Here is a 19,018-nt window from a genome sequence, read left to right on the forward strand (position 1 = left end):
ACGACCGATTGCCGTGGCTCAAAGCGTCTTCAAATACTCAATGAGGTCCGACCGCGCCTCGTCCCCGAGTGAGTCACCGAAACGATGGCCCGCGTTGCTGAGTCCGAAGCGGGACGTGTCGTAGATAAACTGGGCCTCGAACGGGGGCAGCGGAGGGGAGGGGGGGGCGGTTACGACGTCGAACTTCCAACCGACATGGGCCGGATCGTAGTGCTCGAATCCGGTCGAAGGGGGGCGAGTGAACCGCGCGGGGCGATCGGCCGACTTGAGGAGCGCGGCGAGGGTCGGGACCGAGCCGTTGTGGAGGTAGGGAGCCGTCGCCCAGATGCCGTCCAGCGGTGGGGCCTGATAGCCGATCTTTTCGAGGTCGGCCGGGTAGTCCTCCGCCAGCCAGGTCGTGTTGTAGTGGGCCACGAGCCGGTCGGAGAGTCCGTGGGCCCGCTCGGGATCGGTGCCGATGACCGCCAACTCCACCAATCGATTCGGGTAGTGGCCGTCCGGTCCGTAGGTGCCGTGGCACTTCACACAGTTCTTCGCGAACACGGTCTTCCCGCGTTCCGCCTTCACCGGGTCGATCGCGAACGGATATTTCGGTGGCTTGAGACTCTTGAAATAAGCGAGGATATCTCGAAACGTCGGCTCCAGCTCCTTGAGTTCCTCGAGCGACTTCTCGGCAAGGAAGAACTGCAAGCTCGACCGGACGGAGCGGGCGTCGGTCCGGCCGTCGTAGTACATGGTCGTCTTGCGCGCGAGGTGCCACCAGGGAGGGACGTCGAGTTCCGGAAGATTGGCGCCGAGCGGCAGCGGGATCTTACGCATCGAGAGATCGGAATTGCGCACGCTCAGCAAGACCGCCGAGATCATCCCGGCATTCACCGTGCCCCGCGCGGTGTTCAGGTGGAAGAGGCTCGGGGGGAGGCGACGATTGTCCGCGCGGGTCAAGTCATAGAGTAACGCCCGCATATCAAGAGTCGTGTTGCCTAACCCGACGTAGCTCTGACCGCCGATCGAGCCGCCGTGACAGACCATGCAGTCGATCTGCATGCCGGTCTTCTCGCCGCCCGGCTGGCCGGCACGGCGAAGCCCCATGGGGAGGCCGTCGTTGGGATAGGGAGCGGTGTGCAGCCCGTAACGCTGGTTGAATGCCGCGGCATAGTCGTCGGCCGAAGTTTCCGCATCCGGAGCATTCTGGCCCCAGAGTGTGCCCGCGCGCCGATAGGCCGCGCCACTCCAGCCTGGCTTCAAATAACCGGTCGAGGTCAGCGCCACTCGACCACGTTCCACGGCGGCCGGGTCGGGCGAGTCGCCGGCGGACCATGTTGGGCTCAGAAGCACGACGCCGGCTGCGAGAAATTCTCGGATTCGCGAACGCCTGCGCATCGGTCGACCTCCCGGCTACCGGCCGAAGGGGGTGAGCTCACCCCTTCCGGGCCTGGGGTCATCCACCGAAAAAACCAGTGGGAGACAAAGTCAAGGGAGTGGAGGCAGGGGCCTCCCTCCCTCATTCAGTTATAGGCGCGCGGGGTCGCCTCGGAAATGGTCAACGTTTTTTGTTGAGCGGCGGGGTGCGGTCGTCGATCGAACGCTTGACCGGCGTCGCGGCGGCCTCGATCGGCTTGATGCGGAGATTGCGGAACTGGACCAGGCTGGGGGGCCCGGTGTACTTGCCGTCCTTGAAGCCGCCGTGGTGCTGGAGAACGAGCGGTCCACGTGCGGGGATTCCCGGCAACTCGGCGTTTTCGATCACCGTGATCCCGTTGAGGACCACCGTCAAGCGGTCGCCAACGAGCGTGATCGTGAACTCGTTCCACTCGCCGACGGGGCGGTCGGCCTGGGTCTTCGGGGTGACCCCCGCGCGGACAGACGGCGGCATCTTCGCGTCCATCCGGTAACCGTAAACCTCGCCCGACCCAATCGGCCAGCACCACATGTTGATCTGGCTCTTCCCCTTCGGGTCGCGGAGATAGATCCCCGAGTCGCAATCCGGCAGCGTCAGCTGGATCGGCTTACCGTGAATGTCCCTGCCGTGGGTGCCGTCGGGGAGAATGTAAGGGACCCGGGGATTCTGGTACGGGGCTTCCTTGAGACGCCACTCGAGCTTGACGACGAAGTCCCCGAATTCCTGCTTACTGACCAGGTTCTTCACACCGGGTGCTTCGCTCCGGGCGTCGTAGTCGATCACCCCGTCGAGCACTTTCCAGTGGCCGTTGTCGCCCTCGGGAATCGTCCACTGGGAGAGATCCTGGCCATTGAACAAGGACGTGAAGCCCTCGTCGGCGCTCTCCGCCGCGGGCGCGGCGAGCACGAGAGCGACGGAAAAAATCAACGAATGAAACATCAACCGGGTCTCCAAGACGTGGGCGGAGTTCTGCCGCGACTCGCGGACAAGAAAATCACGCTAACCCGACTTCAAGACCGCGTCAATCGACCGCATTTTTATCTTCGAGGTGCAGTGACGACCCACTCCCACCCGGTCAAAACGCCAGCAATGGCCGGCGGCTCGACTTTGAGAAGATAGCAAACCCAGGTCGACTTGCGAAATTTTCCGAATTCTGACGAATGACCCCAGTGTTGTTTTGGATGCTTGAACGGCAGTCCATCGACAACGGGTGGACAGCTCCGTTAGAATCACCAAAATCGTTCGAACACGCGAGGCCGCCTCAGGTTCTCGCGACTGGATCGGAGTCATCTCATCGGGGAGAACGCTGATGGGACCCGCCGAGATCGTGGCAAGTTTGAAAGAGCTCTGCATTGAAAAAGGGCCGCGACTGACCACCGAGCAGATCGTGGACTGGATCGATCACCAAGGCGGTTTCGAGTCGGACGCCGAGCTGCTCGCGTTCGCCAAAAAAATGAAGGCGCGCCAGTTCGCCCGGATGCTTGAGTACGAAGACGAGGAGTCCAATCTTCGCGTCAAGCGGCTCTGGAGCTTCTACGACCCCGAGCTCGGCCGGCGGTTTTATGCCGACATCCTCCAGATGCCCGACGATCGTCGCCGCCGCCTGGTGCGTCAGTACGCCCAGTTCCTCGACCAGCTCCGCTCGGTCCGTCGCGCCATGGCCGACTACTTCGCCGGCCAGCAATTCTTCGACTTCTACGTCGGTGATGAAGACGAAGACCTCGTCCTGGAGTCGGCGCCCGCGACGGGCGGACGAAGCCGACGGCACTGACTCGTCTTGACCTGATCCCCCGCGGGCCGAGACAATGAGAGGTCTTCGCCCTTGTTGAGAAGAGGCCCGCGCCGTGCGACGAGACGAGAGGACCGTTGGAATTATGTCCGCCCCTACCGAGTCGAAACTGTTCTCTTCGCAATGGCCCGATGCGCTCGGTCGTTTCGGTACGTTCGGCGGCCGGTACGTTCCGGAAACCTTGATGGAGGCGCTCAATCAACTCGCCATCGAGTACGAGCGTGCCCGCGTCGACCCGGAATTCCAGGCCCAACTGAACGATTACCTGGCGAATTACGTCGGCCGCCCCTCGCCCTTGTTCCACGCCGCGCGGCTGAGCAAGTTCGCCCAGGGGGCCGAGATCTACCTGAAGCGCGAAGATCTGAACCACACGGGCGCCCACAAGATTAACAACGCGCTCGGCCAGGTCTTGATCGCGCAGCGGATGGGCAAGACGCGAGTGATCGCCGAGACCGGGGCCGGACAGCATGGCGTGGCGACCGCGACCGCCTGTGCCTTGACTGGCCTCGAATGCACCGTTTACATGGGCGAAGAAGACATCAGGCGGCAAACGCTCAACGTCTTCAACATGAAAACCTTGGGCGCGACCGTGGTGCCGGTCACCGACGGCACCCGGACGCTCCGCGACGCGACCAATGAAGCGATGCGCGACTGGATGGGATCGTCGCGTCAGACGCACTATACGATCGGCAGCGTGGTGGGCCCGCACCCGTTCCCGATGATCGTCCGCGACTTCCAATCGGTCATCGGTCGGGAAACCCGCCAGCAGTGCCTCGACCGGCTCGGCCGCTTGCCCGACGCCGCCGTGGCCTGCGTCGGCGGCGGTTCGAACGCCGCGGGCATGTTCTACCCGTTCATCAACGATACCGAGGTCGAACTGATCGGCGCCGAGGCAGGGGGACGGGGACCGCAATCCGGCGACCATGCCGCCAGCCTGACGAAGGGACGGCCGGGGGTCCTGCACGGCAGCCTCAGTTACGTGCTCCAGGACGACGACGGCCAGACCGAGAACGTTCACTCGATCTCCGCCGGCCTCGATTATCCCGGCGTCGGACCCGAGCATAGTTACTGGAAAGAGACCGGCCGGGTCCGCTACGAGAGCGTGACCGATGCCGACGCCTTGGCCGCTTACGCAACCCTGGCGCGGCAGGAGGGGATTCTACCCGCCCTGGAATCGAGTCACGCGGTAGCCCGGGCTTTGGTCGAGGCCCCTCGCCTCGGTCCCGGCAAGATCATCGTCATCTGCCTCTCGGGGCGAGGGGACAAGGATGCGTATGAGGTCGCCCGGCTGCGCGGGGAGCCAATGTCGTGACCGGGGCGGGACGATCCGCTTCGTACCGAGCGGTCACTCGACCCGGGTGCAACGACCGTAGATCGCGCTGGCCGAAACCCAGCCATTCGTCCTGTCGCGATTGTTGCCGATCTGATATCGCCCTCCTTGGACCGCCTTGATCAGGTGCAAGTATTGCCGGCCGTTGACTTTACACAGTACGATCTCACCGACCCGCAGCGTCGCCGGGTCCACGGGTTCGACCGTGCAAAGTTGGCCCGACTCGATTCGGCCTTGCATCGAATGGCCGCGAGGCCGAAATTGGACGACCTCCCCCCTCCTGCAACTTGGCGATGTGCACTGAAGCCCAGCCCATGAGTGTCACCTCGTCGAGCTTAACCTGCACGGTGGTCTCTTTTTTTTTAATCGTAACGGAATTGCACGCGACGGCCGAGTCAGGACTCCCATGAACCGCATCGACACCCTGTTTGCCCGCCTGAAGAGCGAAGGCCGCCGCGCTTTGATGCCGTTCATCACGGCGGGCGATCCCGACCTACCGACCACCGCGGCGCTCATCACCGAGCTCGTGACTCGGGGGGCGCACATGATCGAAATCGGCATCCCCTATTCCGACCCGATCGCGGACGGGCCGGTCATCGCGGCGAGCTATCACCGGGCTCTGGGGCACGGCGTAAAGCTCGCACATATCTTCCAGACGATCCGGACGCTCCGGGCCGAGACGGCCACCGGCCCGTTGACCGCGGCCCCGTTGGTCACGATGGTTTCCTACTCGATCATCCACCGCCAGGGAGTCGATCGCTATCTTCGCGAGGCGGTAACCGCCGGGATCGACGGTCTGATCGTCCCCGACCTCCCGGTCGAGGAGTCGGAGGGACTCTGCCGCAAGGCGACCGCCCTCGACTTGCGCTTGATCCAACTCGTGACCCCGACCACCCCCCGTGACCGCGCGGTGCAAATCACCCGGTCGACCACCGGCTTCGTCTACTACGTCTCGGTGGCGGGAATCACCGGCGAACGGCGGTCGATCCCGCCGAACCTGGTGGAAAACGTCGCCTGGCTCCGCACTCAGACCGACCTGCCGATCTGCATCGGGTTCGGGATCAGCACCCCCGAACACGTCCGCGAACTCGCGCCCGTGGCCGACGGCCTGATCGTCGGCAGCGCGCTCGTCAAGCGACTGATCGATGCCGACAAGCTGACCCGTGCCGAGGTCGTCAAGGAGATCGGCCAGTTCGTCGCGGAGCTCGCCACCGGCCTGGACGTCCCCGCGGCTCGCCCGTCGTTCTGACCGAGCCCAGGGGACAAAGCGAAGCAAGGGGGGAGGGAGAGGTTCCCCCCTCAGACTTCGTAGGTGGCCAGTCGGTCGGGAATCTCGACCGGATTCAGCAGGTGGGGCTGAAGCACCGGAGCGAGCGCCTCGAGGCCCTCGGGCTCGCCGTGAACCAGGAACCCCCGCTCGATCCGGCCGCCGGTCTGCTCGAACCACCAGGCCAAGTCATTGCGATCGGCGTGGCCTGAGAAGCCGTCGAGAACATAGACCGCGGCGTTCAGCTCGTGCCACTGGTCCATGATCTGAATCCGCTCGACCCCTTCGGCGAGTCGTCGGCCGAGGGTCCCCTCTGCCTGGTAGCTCACGATCACGATCGCGTTGTCCGGATCATCGACGATATGCCGCAAGTGGTGTCGAATGCGACCTGCTTCGCACATCCCCGACGACGAGATGATCACCAGCGGCCCGGGAAGATAATTGAGCCGACGCGAATCATCCCAGCTCGCACAGAACTCCACGTACTTGGACCCGAAATACATCGGGTCCTTATCCATCATCTGCCGCGCGGCGGGGGTGTAGGCATCGGGATGATCGCGATGGATGTCGGTCAGCCGCATCGCCAGCGGGCTATCGACGTAAATCGGGATCGGCCGCACCTTGTGGATCGCGAACAATTCTTGGAGGCAGTAGATCATCCGCTGCGTTCGGCCGAGGCTGAACGCCGGGATCACGATCTTGCTCTGGAGCCGGGTGGCGCGAGCGACGATCGCGTGGAGCTGCTTGATCAGCTTGTCATAAGGCTCGAGTTCCCGATTGCCGTAAGTGCTCTCGGACACCAGGATATCGATATCCTTGACGATCGTCGGGTCGGGCAAGAGCCCCATCTGACGACGGCCCAGATCTCCGGTGAAGAGAAACCGGCGCTTCCGGCCCGCTTCCTCATAGTCGAGCTGGATCATCGCCGAGCCCAGGATATGGCCGGCGTCGAAATAGGTGAGGACGACCCCAGGGAGGATCTCCGTCGGCGCGGCATAGGGCAATCGTTCGAGCCGATCGACGACCAATTCGACGTCGACCAGTTCGAACAAGGGTTCAATCGGCTCGGCGTGGGGGTTGCGGGAGTTGGCGTTCCGCAGATCCTCCCGCTGAATCCGGGCACTATCACGGAGCATCACGCTGAGGATGTCGCCGGTCGCGGGCGTCGTGATGATCGGTCCATGATAGCCGGCGCGGACCAGGCAGGGGAGTCGGCCGATGTGGTCATTGTGTGCGTGTGAGACGATCACCGCATCGAGGTCGCGAGGATCGAAGCTAAACTGGCGATTCGGACTGTCGAGGTCGATCCGATTCGAGTCGAAGAGCCCACAATCGAGCAAAATCTTATGCGAGCCGATTTCCAAGAGATGGGCGGTACCGGTGACCTGCCGGGCCGCGCCGTGGAACGTGATGCGCAAAACGATCTTCCTCCCGATAGATCCGTCGATGACGACTCGGGACGATCAAACGGATGGATAGCGTATTCCCTAGATTTGGTGCAAATTCCATGATGCCATGATCGGTCAACCGGTTCAAGGCCACACGATCTTGTGACAAACTCTGATTGATCCGTTTCGGGATCGTGCGTAGAATCCTGGAGAGACCCTGAGCGGTCCCCCTTCCGGAAGTTCTTTCCAGACCTGACCGTGTCCGAACTGGGTGAGGAGCGCCCTGTGATGACGCGCGAAATCTCCGAATCTCATCCGTTACTTCGCCTGTTCCGAGGGATGACCGAATCCACGTTCATGACTGAACTGGGGATCGGTGACCCGCGCCTGGTGGGGTACGTAGCCAACCTGCTGGCCCGTTTCGTTCCCAGCCAGACGATCTGGCGGATCCGAGACGACCAAGGGCGACGGCTGACCGAAGTCACAGCCATGGTGGCGGAGGCCGAGTCGGCCTCCAACACGGCCCATCGCCGCGATTGCCATCGCCACGTCGGCGACTTCACCTTGTTCTGGACGGGAGTCTATCCCGAAGCCCTTTCCGGGTTCCAGGCGGCCGACTCTCCCGACCACCTGATCAACTATCAAGTGCAAGGCAAGAAGTCGTATTATGTGGCGAGCACGCTCGACGACGACGACCAGGCCCTGGTTTTGCGACGGCTGAGCGATCAATTCGAGCTCTGCGCCTTCGGACTCTCGCGGGTCCGGCGCGAATGGGAAAAAATCGCCAACGATTCGATGGGCGACTCGATGCATCGTGGCATCGTCGCCTGAGTCCCCAAAAAGGCCGTCGCCAGCGCCACTACGTGCGTCCTTTGAATTGCAGTCGGACGGCTCCCCGGTTTAGATTAAGGGGCCGGACGAGCGAGGTGAGGCTGTCGTTCCACCGGCAAGCTTCCGGTGGTAGAGAGGGCCCAGTCGCGTGACGGACGTAGTGCGCTATCGACTCGACGACCTCCGACGTTTTGCCAGCGGGCTGGGCGTGGGGGTCGGGATGCCCTCCACCCGCGCCTCGGCATTCGCCGCGCAGCTCCTCTGGTACAACACCACGGGGGCGTCTTCGTTTGGCATCGAAACCCTGCCCGACTGGTTGGAGCGAATGGCCAGGGGTGAAGTCGACCCTCGGGCCGAGGGCAAGGTCACGAGCGAACACCAGGGAACGGCCGTGTTCGACGGCGAGAACGGGCTCCCCGCGTTGATCCTGGCGCGCGCCGGGGAACTGGCCACCGAGAAGGCGCGCGACGCCGCCATCGGCCTCGTCCGGGTCGCGAACATCAAGGCCACGGGTCCGGCCGCCGGAATCGCCGGCGAGATCGCCTTCGGGCCGTTCCTCGCCGCCGTTCTCGGCCCTGGTCCCACCTGGTCGCTGGCACTCCCGAGCGGCGACGGCCTGCCCGCCGTCTTCGACTCCACGCTCGAGTTTGAGGCGGTCGCCACGGCCTCGAATCCATCGAGCGCGACGCGACCGGCCAAGGCTTCGCCGTTGGCCCTCTGGGCCCCGTGGGCGACCGCGATGGTTCCCCACGACGGCTGGCTCATCGTCGCACTCGGCATCCAGGCGATCGAATCCCTCTCGGGCTTTCACGAGCGAGTCAGCAGCACGATGCGAATGACGGACGAAGCCCCCGGGCGCCTCTTGCCCACGACCTGGGAGACCCGGCGTCGCGAGGCCCGCGAGCGGGGCATTCCTGTCACAAAGGCAGTGGTGAACCGTTTCAGTGAGTGGGCGGGCCGCTGCGGCGTCCCCCTTCCCTCGCCCGTTGCGCAGGTGCCCCCATCCGACCGCTCACCCCGCGGCGTGATGTAGGAGTTCCGAAATGGTTCTCCCCCTCGGCGACCTGGCCAAGACGCGCATCGTCCCGTTCGGGACTTACGGACTGATTGCGCTCAACATCGTGATCTTCCTGAGCCAGCTCGAGCACGGCACGTCATTCACAACAACTTACGCCGCAACCCCGTACGAAATCAGCCACAACGTCGACCTGCCGGTCTTCGATGACACGATTCTGCCGATCCGGCCCGCGCAGGATGAGCTGCGTCGCCAGGTTGAGGAGCAGGAACATGTTCCATTCCCGATCTGGCTGACCATTCTCACGTCGATGTTCTTGCACGCCAGTCCCTTGCACCTGGCCGGGAACATGCTCTATCTCTGGATCTTCGGCGACAATGTCGAGGAGGTACTCGGCACGTTCCGCTACCTCATCGTCTACCTGACGTGCGGCCTGGTCGGCACCCTGCTGCAAATCGGGATGAATCCGGACTCGCTGATCCCCACCCTCGGCGCCTCCGGAGCGATCGCCGGAACGATGGGAATGTACGTGGTCTGGTTCCCGCGCAACCAGGTCCGCGTCCTGGTCTTCCGGTTCATCACCCAGATGCCCGCGCTCTACGTCATCGGGATCTGGATCATCCTTCAAGTCTTTGAAGGGGTCAGCTCGGTCGGCAGGATCGGCGAGACAGGGGGGGTCGCCTATCTCGCCCACATCGGTGGCGCGGCCACCGGGATCCTCTTCGCCTTTTTGTATGCCGATCGCGCCCGCGAGGTCGAGGCGTTGCACGACGCCCAGGATGGTTGGTTCGTCGGCCCCTGACGAGGGGCTCGCGTCCCGTCCGCTCCCGTACCATTCGATCCGATCCACTCCGATCAACGGCGTTCGGCCAGGGCCTCTTCGACCGCTCGGAATTCCAGGACCGCCGGCTCGAACTTGATCGGCTGGCGCCGGCCCCGCTTTCGCTCCAGGATCAGGCCGATCCCTTGGAAGGTGGCGCACCAGGAGACGCCGTAAATCAGGTATTGCCAGTTGGGTAAGACGACCATCAACAGGCCCGTGAAATACATCTGAACCGCGGGAGCAAAATACCAGGGGTTCACGAGATAGGCCGTGGTCGCGAACCCGAACGTGCTCAGCGTCGCCCAGACCGCCTTGAACCATTCGATGGAGAAGCCCGTCAGGCTGTTCAGCGAGGCGACGTTGAACGAGAGAATCAAGAATGTCGCCCAGACGCGCGTCAAGACCGCGGCGAGCGGAGTCGAGCGATACCATCGCGGACCCGCCACACGTCGGATCACCCAGAGATTGGTCACGAGTTCCAGGCCCCAAAGACCCAGGTAGTGAATATTGCGACGGTCTCCGATCGTGTAAAGGACCTGGCAGGTGACGAACACGGCCAGGTGGATCCAGCCGAGTATCATCAACGCGAGCCCCCACCGGTCGCGCAAGGCAACGCGTTCGAGGTCGGCCACCAGCTCGGATTTCCAGCGGGACAGTGGGTTGGCGGGACGCTTCGGGGCGATCATGGGCATCACCGGTTTCCCGGGGTTGAATTCGAGGAGTAACGATCAATCATCGACGGCTGGGGGGGACCGGCTTGAACGTTTCCGAGAGCGCGCTCGGCTTGTTGACGTGCTCGGGCGGGTGACAGACCGACCTGGCGAACTTCACCCGGTCGCCCACGCCGAATCGGGACGCGCAGCACGCCCGGTTCCTCAAATCGCCCGGCGATCGAGCGAGTCGGGCGAGTGAGCCCGCTTGAGCTTGTTCACGAGGCAGGATTCGACTCCAACCGCTCGATATCCTCGGGTGCGGCCGCACGGTCGAGCGTGAGGATCCCCTCGAGATGGTCGATTTCGTGCTGGAGCACGCGGGCGAAGAATCCGCTGGCCTCGACCCGGGCGGGACTGCCGTCGAGAGCGTTGTATTCCACCTGAATCGACAACGGGCGAACCACCCGTACCTGATAGTCGAGAAAGCTGAGGCATCCTTCCCAGGCGGGTTCGGTCTCCTCCGAGGCCCAGACGATCCTCGGGTTCAGCAGGGCAGTCACCTCGACCTCGGGTCGGTCGGGCGCGTGCTCGGTCGGGAACGACCCCGCGAGGATCAGGCTCACCGAGACTCCGACCTGAGGTGCGGCCAAACCCACGCCTCCGGAATGCTCCAGAGTTTCGAGCATGTCCCGCACCAACGTTTGGAGGGGCTCGCCCGCAATTTCCTCGGCTTCGAGGCATCTGGCCTTCGCTTTCAGGACCGGATCACCAAGCTGAACGATCGGGCGGATCATGCGCGAAATCTCATCTCTCTTGAAGCCGTCGGGAGGGGGTTGAGCCACTCCATCATACGATCTTAATCACGGTTCCACGAACACTCGAGCCGAGCATTGTTCATTTCGCCTCGCCTTCATTAAACTGAATAATGAGAGCCCAAGACGCAGGGCCCTGACGGTTTCCTGTTCGGTTGACCAGGAGGGCGTGATGAACCAGATTCAGTCTTATCCGCTCTGGATCGGTCATGGTGGCGAGGGACACAACTTCCCGGCCATTTTCGACGCGGGCATTGAGGCGGTGGTCGAGCTGGCGATGGAGGAGCCGGCCCTGCCTTCCATCCGCAACCTGATCTCCTGCCGCTTCCCGCTCCACGACGGCGTCGGCAACCGCCCGGAGCTGCTCGTCCTGGCCATCCGGACCGTGGCCAGTCTGATCGAGTCGGGCATCCCCACGCTCGTTTGCTGCTCGGGAGGAATGAGCCGATCACCGGCCGTCGTCGCCGCGGCCCTCGCACTGGTCAATCACGACGCGCGGGAGGAATGCCTCAAGAGCGTCACTTACCACCATCCGAGCGACGTCTCGCCCGGACTCTGGAAAGAGATTACCAGGCTTCCTCACGAGTTGCTCGAAGTCGGATGCCTGGCGCGGCATTGAGCCGCCTGGCAGCATTGAGCCGCCTGGCACGCTCGCCTATCCAGGCGAGCGAATTACGAAGTTCCCTGTCTGGGGGATTCTCCCTCGCGTGAGCGATCAAGCCAGGGAACTCAGGAACGCTGACGAAACGACTTGCCAGAATCGGGCCACCGGTTTCCCCAGAAATCAGGACGTGGTTTCGTCAGCGTTCCGCGCCCCCAGCGGACCGACGACCGAAGATTCCAAGCCTCGGGACGAACACACCAAGGGCGACCGATTCAACCGCAATCGCGGCCACCCGATGAGGCCGACCATGACCGGTGGGATCGTCGAGGGATTGGAGCATCTGGGCCGGTTCGTCGACTTCGCCTTCCGGACGGTCGGGGCGATGCCGGGCGCCTTGGTGCGCAGGGCGGGAGACATAATCCGCCAGTTCGAGCGAGTCGCCTGGGGAAGCCTGCCGATCATCGTGGTCGCCGGGATCAGTGTGGGGCTGGTGACCTGGCTTCAAACTCACCGGCAACTGGCGACCTACGGGATCGAGGCGACTCTGCCCAGCTTCCTGACCCCCGCAGTCCTGGTCGAGCTCGGCCCGATGCTCGCCGGACTGCTCGTGGCCGGACGAATGGGAGCCGGCCTGGCGGCCGAACTGGGGTCGATGATGTTGACCGAGGAGGTCGAGGCCCGCGCGGTGCTCGGCGCGTTGCCGATCCCCACCCTGGTCGCCCCCCGAGCGATCGCCTGCGCCCTGGCCGTCCCCTTACTGACGGTCGTGCTCGACGCGGCGGCCGTGCTCGGCGGCATGGGCGCCGAGCTGATGGGTGGAACCCTCACCGCGAGTGTCTTCTGGCATAAATCCCTGCTTTACCTGCGAATCAGCGACGTGCTCCCAGCGACGCTCAAGACGTCGGTGTTTGGTCTCCTGATCGGCCTGGTCGGTTGCTGGACCGGTCTGAACGCCGACCGATCGACCGAGTCGGTCGGCCGCGCGGCGACGACGGGCGTGGTCCGCGCGATGTTCGCCGTGTTCGTCGCCAACGTGGCTCTGGTGCCCTGGATCCAGGCGATGACGATCCTCACCGAATGGACAAACTAAAACGTAAGCTCTTATAAATTCACGTATTAAGCGAATCGTCTCAGTTCGCCTTTTCAGAGCACTCGGCCTAAAATCCATGGATGATTCGGGGGCGAGGTCGAGTGCGAGTCGATCTTCCAGCGAAAAGTAACGAAGGGTCCAGCCATGAATCGAGAAATTGGGCGGTGGCGGGCGCTGGCCAACGCCGGGTTCGCCCTGGCGATTCTGGCCCTGGCCGGGTTCGGGATGGCCCAGGTGGCGAGTCGGCAATGGCGCACCCAGAAGACGTTCCGGGTGCATGTCGACTTCGCGTCGATCGGCGGACTCGGCGTGGGCCAACGGGTTCGGATCCAGGGGATCGACGCCGGAGTTGTGGAAGCCGCCGAGCCACCGCGAGCGCCGGGCCAACCGGTCCATCTCGTGTTACGGATCGACGAACGGCTCCGGCCTCTCGTCAGGGCCGACGCCGTCGCGCGGATTGTGACCGAGGGTGTGGTCGGTTCCAAGGTCATCGAGATCGCGCCGGGCCGGCCCGAGGCGCCGCCCCTCCCCGCGACCGGCCTGATTGCCGCCGAGCGGCCGCTCGAGATGAATGACCTGCTCCAAGAGGCGCGGAAGTCGCTCGCCCGGGTGGATGCGGTGGCCGCGGCCGCCGAGCAAGGCTTGGGCGAGATCAACCTCATCGCCGCCACGATTCGCAAGGGGGAGGGGAGTCTCGGCAAGTTCGTTCAGGACGAGGAAGCCTACCAGAAGCTCCTCGCGCTCTCCTCTCGGGGCGAACGGACTCTGCACGACGTCGACGAGAACCTGGCAGCGATGAAACGCACCTGGCCGCTCTCCCGCTACTTCAACGATCGCTCGTTTTTCGACCGGGACCGCGTCCTCTACCATCCCGGGGCGGAGCGCGATAGTCGGGTCATCCTGGAATCGGACCTGTTCGAACCCGGCCGGGCCGTCCTGACCACTCAGGGGCGCGGCAGGCTCGACGGGATCGCGGCCTGGTTCAAGTCGGTCCGCCGCCCGTCGTCGGAAGTCGTCATCGCCGCCTTCACCGACCGTGATCGCGATCAGGAATTGGCCCAGATCCTTACCCAGGAACAGGCCGATGCCGTCCGCAAATACCTCGTCGAGAAACACGCGATCCAGTCCACCGGTTGGTTCGGCAGCCGCAAGGTGGCCGCAGTCGGCTTCGGTGGCCAAGTCCCGAGCCCACTCGCCGCGGTCGCCGGCGACCAACCTCCGCGGCGGATCGAGATCATCCTCTTCACTCCGCAGACCTGAAAACCGGCCGATCTTGCCACGAGCCGACGGTTGCAAGTCGGCAAGGGTCGCCGTAAGCTCGAGCCACCTGACAACTGTCAATGGGCGTTCGCACATCTTCGACACGATCGACTCGCGCGACGTTTTGCGTGGAGTCGTCGGGTCTTCACAACGGAGGTTCTCATGGTTCGTCGCGCGTGGCTCCCGGCGCTGATCCTGGTCGTCGGGGTGCTCCCTACCGCACAGGCCCAAGTGAAGCTCGAACACAAATTCATTGAGGGGACGAAATCGGCGTCGAGGACGACCACGAAGACCCACCAGATCCTGAGCATCATGGGAATGGACCTGGAGACCAACGCCGACGAGTCGGTGCTCACGACGTCCTCCATCGGCAAGCGAAACGCGGATGGGACCCTGCCGATCGCTCAGAAGATCGTGTCGATCCGGTCCCAGCTCACACTGCCGGGTGGAATCAGCGTGACGTTCGACTCGGCCGATCCCAACGTGAAGATCGAGAATCCCCAGGTGGCCTTCCTGGGCGATGTCTTCAAGGCCCTCGTCGGCGTCGAATACACGGTCGTGCTCGACGCCAAGGACAAGGTCAAGTTCGTCGAGGGGACCGAGACGTTTGACGCCAAGCTCGATGGTCTCGACCCCAAAGCCGCGGCAATGCTCCGCGGTCGGCTCGGCGCCGAGAAAATCAAGCAAGCGTTCGAACAGGAAATCGGGAATTTACCCACGGTGCTGGCGCGTCAGGGAGAACCCTGGGAGGCGACCTCGACCCTGGACCTCGGCTCCGATCAAACCTTGACCTTCCGCAAACGCTACGAATACCTCGGGACGGTCGAGAAGGCGGGAAAGTCGCTCGACAAAATCGGCGTTCGTTCCCTGACCGCGGTCTATGCGATGGATCCCAAGTCGGCTTCCCCGTTGAAGGCGACCAAGAGCGACCTCACGGTGGAGTCGTCCGACGGGACGATTCTGTTCGACCGCGAGGCCGGTGAAAAAGTCGAGAGCACGACGGTCACCCGGATCAAAGGGAACCTGACGCTCGAAGCCGGGGGCAAGGAACTCCCCACCACCCTCGACCTGACCCTGGAATTTTCGGACAAACGCGAACCGACCGAGAAGTGACCCGAACCGTTCGATCACCGGGGGTCGGGCCCTTCCGCTCCCCTGGTTCACCGCCTGTCGTTCCCCCTTTCCTCATGAAGGGGGGAACAACCAGATCGGGGAACAGGTTGACGCTCGCTCCCTGGTCGATTAGCTTTGGGGAAGAGGACAAGCCTTTGCGACGACGCCCCCGAGCCGAGGAGAGGATACCTCCGTGGCCTCCTTGTTCGTCATCCAAGGGGCCGACCAGGGTAAGCGATTCGAACTGAAATCCAAACCCATGGCAATGGGGCGAGATCAGTCGAACCCAATCCGGCTCCACGACACCGAGGTTTCCCGACGCCATGCCGAAGTCCGACCCGTCGATGATTCCTACCGGATCATCGACCTGGGTTCGGCGAACGGCACGTTCGTCAATGGCCAGCCGATTGACCAGGCCCCGCTCCGATCGGGGGACCGGCTCCAGCTTGGCCAGACCGTTATGCTTTTCAATGAAGGCGCCGGCGCCGAGCGCGATTTGACCGCGCGGGTCGACGTCCTCAGCCGCACCAGCCCCGACGATCGCTCGGCGATCCTCAAGAGCATCCCGGCCGGGGAGGGCTCGCGCGTCCTCCAAGCGCCTGACATCACCGGCGGCTGGCTCAAGGACCGTTTGCTCAACCTGTCGGTCATGTACCGCACGACGCAGGCGATCAGCCACGTCATGGAGATCGACGCCCTCCTGCCGCAGATCCTCGAGCTCGTCTTCGAGTCGATCAGCGCCGATCGAGGGGCGATCCTCCTGAAGGACGATCAAGGGCTCCTCGTCCCCAAGGCCGTCCGCTGGCGCGGGCCGGCCGAGCCGGATGAGCGGATGACCATCTCCCGGACGATCGTCGACCACGTGCTCGAGCAAGGGCAGGGGGTCATTACCTCGGACGCCCCCGGCGACAAGCGGTTCGGCCCCGCGCAGTCGATCGTCGACTTTGGGATCCGCGAAGCGATCTGCGTCCCGGTTCAGGGGCGGCACGCGACCCTCGGCGTCCTTTACGCCGACATCCGCGCGGCCAGCGGCTTCACGCCGATCACGTTCACCCGAGAAGGGGTGCGCAGTCGGTTCTCCCAGGACCACCTGATGCTCATGGCCGCGATCGGCCACCAGGCCGGTCTGGCGATCGAGAACACGCTCTTCTACAACGACAAGATCCAGGCCGAGCGGCTCGCCGCGGTCGGCCAGACCATCGCCACGCTCTCACACCACATCAAAAACATCCTGCAAGGGATCCGCGGCGGGAGCTATCTGATCGACATGGGCCTGAACGAGAAGGACGATGCCATCGTCCGCCGTGGCTGGACCATCGTCGAAAAGAACCAGGGCAAGATCTACAACATGGTCATGGATATGCTCTCGTTCTCCAAGGATCGCGAGCCCGCCCTTGAGCCGAACGACCTCAATGAGACCATCACCGACGTCGTCGAGCTGATGCAGTCACGCGCCAAGGAACTCGGCGTCGAGCTCCAGTGGGAGCCCGGCGCCGACCTCGACCAGGTCTTGTTCGACGCCGACGGAATCCATCGGGCGATCCTCAATATCCTGACCAACGCAATCGACGCCTCCGAAGGGGTCACAACCCCCCGCGTCGTAGTCAAAACCGCCTACGACCCCGAGAGCTCGACCGCCCGGATCACCATCTCGGACAACGGGATCGGGATCGACGAGGAAGACCTCGCCTCGATCTTCCAGGTCTTCTCCTCGAGCAAAGGCTCGCGCGGGACCGGCCTGGGTCTCCCCGTCTCGCAGAAGATCATCCGCGAGCACGGCGGCAAGATCGTCGTCACCTCGAAGGTCGGCCGAGGGTCAACCTTCGTGATCGATCTGCCGATGAAGCGGGGCGATTCCGGCGGCTCCTCGGAAGGGCCGGTGATGTCGGGGTGAGCCGGCGAGCGGAAAATGGCCGCTCCCTGCCACCTTTTGAAAGCAGGGCCGATTCCGTGGTGGGCACGTCCCACCCAACGAAAAAATCGGCCCCGCCTTCCGTTGAATCCTATTGAGGGGGCTCGAATTCCTGGATGCTTTCGGCCTCTTCAAGTTCCTCGACGATTCCCTTCGGCGAGCTGATGATCAAGAGCCCGTCCTTGACACAATAAGCAAGCCCCACTTGCTTGAGCAGCAACCGAAGCGTCGTCTTGAGTGGCACACCCTCCAGATCCAATATTACGGTCGACGTTAACGGCACCTCGGCCTCTTTGAGACCGACCGGGTCGACGTAGATCGGGATCCCGTTGTCGTTCGCGCCCGTGGTCGCGCTCTTGATGTACTTCAGGACGTCCTCGAGCCGCGTATCGTTGCCGAACGACATCGAGATGGGATCATCGAGCTTCTTCAAAATCATTTTCGTTCGTGGCGAGGTGTCATTGGCCGCGACTCGGCGGCCCATTTTCGCGATTGTGACTCTTCGCTCTCCATCAGGGATGGCGGGGCCAATCGCACCACCTCCAGCTGAGGCATAGGCCTGGACTCCACCTATGCGTCCCCGAGCAATTGCGAACTTGGTGGTCGTTTTCGCCGTCGGACCTCGCGGGCTCGTTTGAGGGGGGGTTATTACGGGGTCACCGAGCGGGGCGACCGTATCAGATCGGTGCGACGGCCCTTGGGACACCGTCGTCACGGTCTTCGTGGCGTCGCGCGGCCCAGCCACGGTCGAATCCTGCTCCTTCCGTTTGCCTTCATCTCCTGACGTCTGGCGGACGAGTCCCCCCGCGCTGGCGGTGAGAAGGCCGGCGACGGCGATTGTTGCAGTGAGCACTCTTAGCTTGCTCAGAAACATGGCGTGGCATACTCCTTCCATCAAGTGGGCGACCTGGGCCGGGATCAGGCCGGCGGCCACCCCCTTGACCTTGGCGGCCGCGAGCGTGCTCGCGGCCCGAACCGTGGATCCGATCAGCGGGACCGGGACCGCCGCCGAGGCATCCCGGGAGAGCGCGGCCGTGAGGACGCCGACCGAAGGTGCCAGGCCGCGGCGGCTCAGGCGCGAACGCAGGAGGTCGCGGGCCCGTGCGAGTCGCCCCTTGACGGTGCCGACCGGCCAGCAAAGCTGTTCGGCGGCCTCTTCGTGGGTTCGCCCCTCCAGGTAGCAGAGCACGATCGGTGCGCGATACTTCTCGGGAAGCCGATTCACCTCTTCAGAGAGCCAGGGACTTCGCTCCTGGGAACTCAGTTCATGCGGGTCGGCCTGATCGTCGACACCCCCGGTTTCGCGGGTCCAACGCTTGGCCGCTTCGGCCCGAGACCGTATGGCCACACGATAAGCCACTCCGTAGAGCCAGTTTCCCAAGAGATCGCGATCGCGCAACGAACCGGCCTTCCGGACGAGAACCAGGAACGTCGCCTGGAATGCGTCCTCGACGTCGTTCGGGTCCCGAAGCCACTGACGACAGACCCCCAAGACCATCGGCCCATGGCGCGTCACCAGCGCCTCGAACGCGGCCTCATCGTGTTGGAGCACGAACCGGTCGAGTAACTGGACCTCACTCATTCCCGCGACACTGCCGAGGTGAAAAAGCCGCTCGATCCGCCGGATCGTGGCCCCTAACGGTCTGCTCGCCATGGTTGACCCTCTCGTGAACCGGTCACCCTGGTACTGCCCGCAGGATCTCCAGCCGATACGGAAATCTCAAAAAAAATA

18 protein-coding genes are annotated in these 19,018 nt (G+C 63.7%); 11 read left to right on the forward strand and 7 right to left on the reverse strand.

Translation table 11 applies throughout. The annotated features are described in order from the left end of the window. Positions 1-18: 18 nt before the first annotated feature. On the reverse strand, positions 19-1,380 hold the full coding sequence (locus BUS42_RS38155) for a c-type cytochrome (protein ID WP_074316553.1): 1,362 nt from the start codon (positions 1,378-1,380) through the stop codon (positions 19-21). 160 nt (positions 1,381-1,540) lie between these two features. Then, a complete protein-coding gene (locus BUS42_RS38160; RefSeq protein ID WP_074316554.1) occupies positions 1,541-2,338 on the reverse strand; it encodes a 3-keto-disaccharide hydrolase in 798 nt (265 codons plus the stop codon). 370 nt (positions 2,339-2,708) lie between these two features. Here BUS42_RS38160 and BUS42_RS38165 point away from each other — a divergent pair, with 370 nt between their 5' ends. Together BUS42_RS38165 and trpB are read left to right on the forward strand one after the other, a co-directional pair. Next, positions 2,709-3,170, forward strand: a complete 462-nt coding sequence (locus BUS42_RS38165; RefSeq protein ID WP_074316555.1) for a hypothetical protein — start codon at positions 2,709-2,711, stop codon at positions 3,168-3,170. A gap of 103 nt (positions 3,171-3,273) precedes the next feature. Then, the gene (gene trpB / locus BUS42_RS38170; RefSeq protein WP_074316556.1) at positions 3,274-4,500 is read left to right on the forward strand and encodes a tryptophan synthase subunit beta; all 1,227 of its coding nucleotides are present in this window, start codon (positions 3,274-3,276) and stop codon (positions 4,498-4,500) included. A gap of 33 nt (positions 4,501-4,533) precedes the next feature. Here trpB and BUS42_RS38175 read toward each other — a convergent pair whose 3' ends face one another. After that, positions 4,534-4,758 (reverse strand): hypothetical protein, encoded by a 225-nt coding sequence (locus BUS42_RS38175; protein ID WP_074316557.1) that lies wholly within the window; start codon positions 4,756-4,758, stop codon positions 4,534-4,536. Between the two features lie 166 nt (positions 4,759-4,924). Between BUS42_RS38175 and trpA the strand changes: the two genes are divergently transcribed. Then, entirely contained in the window at positions 4,925-5,767 is an 843-nt protein-coding gene (trpA, locus tag BUS42_RS38180; protein WP_074316558.1) for a tryptophan synthase subunit alpha, read from the forward strand. A 50-nt stretch (positions 5,768-5,817) separates the two neighbouring features. On the opposite strand, the gene BUS42_RS38185 is transcribed toward trpA, so the two are convergent. Next, positions 5,818-7,203, reverse strand: a complete 1,386-nt coding sequence (locus BUS42_RS38185; RefSeq protein ID WP_074316559.1) for an MBL fold metallo-hydrolase — start codon at positions 7,201-7,203, stop codon at positions 5,818-5,820. Positions 7,204-7,461: 258 nt separating this feature from the next. On the opposite strand from BUS42_RS38185, the gene BUS42_RS38190 reads away from it, so the two are divergent. The 3 genes from BUS42_RS38190 (at position 7,462) to BUS42_RS38200 (ending at position 9,821) form a co-directional block, all read left to right on the forward strand. Further along, positions 7,462-8,004 (forward strand): hypothetical protein, encoded by a 543-nt coding sequence (locus BUS42_RS38190; protein WP_074316560.1) that lies wholly within the window; start codon positions 7,462-7,464, stop codon positions 8,002-8,004. 148 nt (positions 8,005-8,152) lie between these two features. Next, positions 8,153-9,037, forward strand: coding sequence for an Ldh family oxidoreductase (locus BUS42_RS38195; RefSeq protein ID WP_074316561.1), 885 nt, complete (start codon positions 8,153-8,155; stop codon positions 9,035-9,037). Between the two features lie 10 nt (positions 9,038-9,047). Beyond that, positions 9,048-9,821 carry a rhomboid family intramembrane serine protease gene (locus BUS42_RS38200; protein WP_074316563.1) on the forward strand — a complete coding sequence of 258 codons (774 nt, stop codon included), beginning with the start codon at positions 9,048-9,050 and terminating at the stop codon, positions 9,819-9,821. A gap of 53 nt (positions 9,822-9,874) precedes the next feature. Here BUS42_RS38200 and BUS42_RS38205 read toward each other — a convergent pair whose 3' ends face one another. Both BUS42_RS38205 and def read right to left on the reverse strand, forming a co-directional pair. After that, positions 9,875-10,534 (reverse strand): hypothetical protein, encoded by a 660-nt coding sequence (locus tag BUS42_RS38205; RefSeq protein ID WP_074316565.1) that lies wholly within the window; start codon positions 10,532-10,534, stop codon positions 9,875-9,877. Positions 10,535-10,770: 236 nt separating this feature from the next. Continuing rightward, the gene (gene def / locus BUS42_RS38210; protein ID WP_074316567.1) at positions 10,771-11,289 is read right to left on the reverse strand and encodes a peptide deformylase; all 519 of its coding nucleotides are present in this window, start codon (positions 11,287-11,289) and stop codon (positions 10,771-10,773) included. Between the two features lie 190 nt (positions 11,290-11,479). On the opposite strand from def, the gene BUS42_RS38215 reads away from it, so the two are divergent. The 5 genes from BUS42_RS38215 (at position 11,480) to BUS42_RS38235 (ending at position 17,268) form a co-directional block, all read left to right on the forward strand. Beyond that, positions 11,480-11,926 (forward strand): protein-tyrosine phosphatase family protein, encoded by a 447-nt coding sequence (locus BUS42_RS38215; protein WP_074316568.1) that lies wholly within the window; start codon positions 11,480-11,482, stop codon positions 11,924-11,926. An 88-nt stretch (positions 11,927-12,014) separates the two neighbouring features. After that, a complete protein-coding gene (locus BUS42_RS38220) occupies positions 12,015-13,001 on the forward strand; it encodes an MlaE family ABC transporter permease (RefSeq protein ID WP_254054079.1) in 987 nt (328 codons plus the stop codon). Positions 13,002-13,145: 144 nt separating this feature from the next. Continuing rightward, positions 13,146-14,261, forward strand: a complete 1,116-nt coding sequence (locus BUS42_RS38225; RefSeq protein WP_074316570.1) for an OmpA family protein — start codon at positions 13,146-13,148, stop codon at positions 14,259-14,261. A gap of 162 nt (positions 14,262-14,423) precedes the next feature. Then, entirely contained in the window at positions 14,424-15,374 is a 951-nt protein-coding gene (locus BUS42_RS38230; protein ID WP_074316572.1) for a DUF6263 family protein, read from the forward strand. Positions 15,375-15,567: 193 nt separating this feature from the next. Continuing rightward, positions 15,568-17,268, forward strand: a complete 1,701-nt coding sequence (locus tag BUS42_RS38235; protein WP_074316574.1) for an ATP-binding protein — start codon at positions 15,568-15,570, stop codon at positions 17,266-17,268. Positions 17,269-17,377: 109 nt separating this feature from the next. Here the strand turns inward: BUS42_RS38235 and BUS42_RS38240 are convergent, their stop codons facing one another. Beyond that, complete coding sequence (locus BUS42_RS38240; RefSeq protein WP_074316576.1) at positions 17,378-18,940, reverse strand: RNA polymerase sigma factor; 1,563 nt, start codon at positions 18,938-18,940, stop codon at positions 17,378-17,380. Positions 18,941-19,018: the final 78 nt, after the last annotated feature.

The sequence above is a fragment of the Singulisphaera sp. GP187 genome (assembly GCF_900129635.1).
Lineage (GTDB): Bacteria > Planctomycetota > Planctomycetia > Isosphaerales > Isosphaeraceae > Singulisphaera.

What these genes read in the sequence shown, in the direction of transcription:
- BUS42_RS38155 (WP_074316553.1), bottom strand. Translation starts at nt 1,380, where the DNA reads ATGCGCAGGCGTTCGCGAATCCGAGAATTTCTCGCAGCCGGCGTCGTG.
- BUS42_RS38160 (WP_074316554.1), bottom strand. Translation starts at nt 2,338, where the DNA reads ATGTTTCATTCGTTGATTTTTTCCGTCGCTCTCGTGCTCGCCGCGCCC.
- BUS42_RS38165 (WP_074316555.1), top strand. Translation starts at nt 2,709, where the DNA reads ATGGGACCCGCCGAGATCGTGGCAAGTTTGAAAGAGCTCTGCATTGAA.
- trpB (WP_074316556.1), top strand. Translation starts at nt 3,274, where the DNA reads ATGTCCGCCCCTACCGAGTCGAAACTGTTCTCTTCGCAATGGCCCGAT.
- BUS42_RS38175 (WP_074316557.1), bottom strand. Translation starts at nt 4,758, where the DNA reads ATGCAAGGCCGAATCGAGTCGGGCCAACTTTGCACGGTCGAACCCGTG.
- trpA (WP_074316558.1), top strand. Translation starts at nt 4,925, where the DNA reads ATGAACCGCATCGACACCCTGTTTGCCCGCCTGAAGAGCGAAGGCCGC.
- BUS42_RS38190 (WP_074316560.1), top strand. Translation starts at nt 7,462, where the DNA reads ATGACGCGCGAAATCTCCGAATCTCATCCGTTACTTCGCCTGTTCCGA.
- BUS42_RS38200 (WP_074316563.1), top strand. Translation starts at nt 9,048, where the DNA reads ATGGTTCTCCCCCTCGGCGACCTGGCCAAGACGCGCATCGTCCCGTTC.
- BUS42_RS38205 (WP_074316565.1), bottom strand. Translation starts at nt 10,534, where the DNA reads ATGCCCATGATCGCCCCGAAGCGTCCCGCCAACCCACTGTCCCGCTGG.
- def (WP_074316567.1), bottom strand. Translation starts at nt 11,289, where the DNA reads ATGATCCGCCCGATCGTTCAGCTTGGTGATCCGGTCCTGAAAGCGAAG.
- BUS42_RS38215 (WP_074316568.1), top strand. Translation starts at nt 11,480, where the DNA reads ATGAACCAGATTCAGTCTTATCCGCTCTGGATCGGTCATGGTGGCGAG.
- BUS42_RS38225 (WP_074316570.1), top strand. Translation starts at nt 13,146, where the DNA reads ATGAATCGAGAAATTGGGCGGTGGCGGGCGCTGGCCAACGCCGGGTTC.
- BUS42_RS38230 (WP_074316572.1), top strand. Translation starts at nt 14,424, where the DNA reads ATGGTTCGTCGCGCGTGGCTCCCGGCGCTGATCCTGGTCGTCGGGGTG.
- BUS42_RS38240 (WP_074316576.1), bottom strand. Translation starts at nt 18,940, where the DNA reads ATGGCGAGCAGACCGTTAGGGGCCACGATCCGGCGGATCGAGCGGCTT.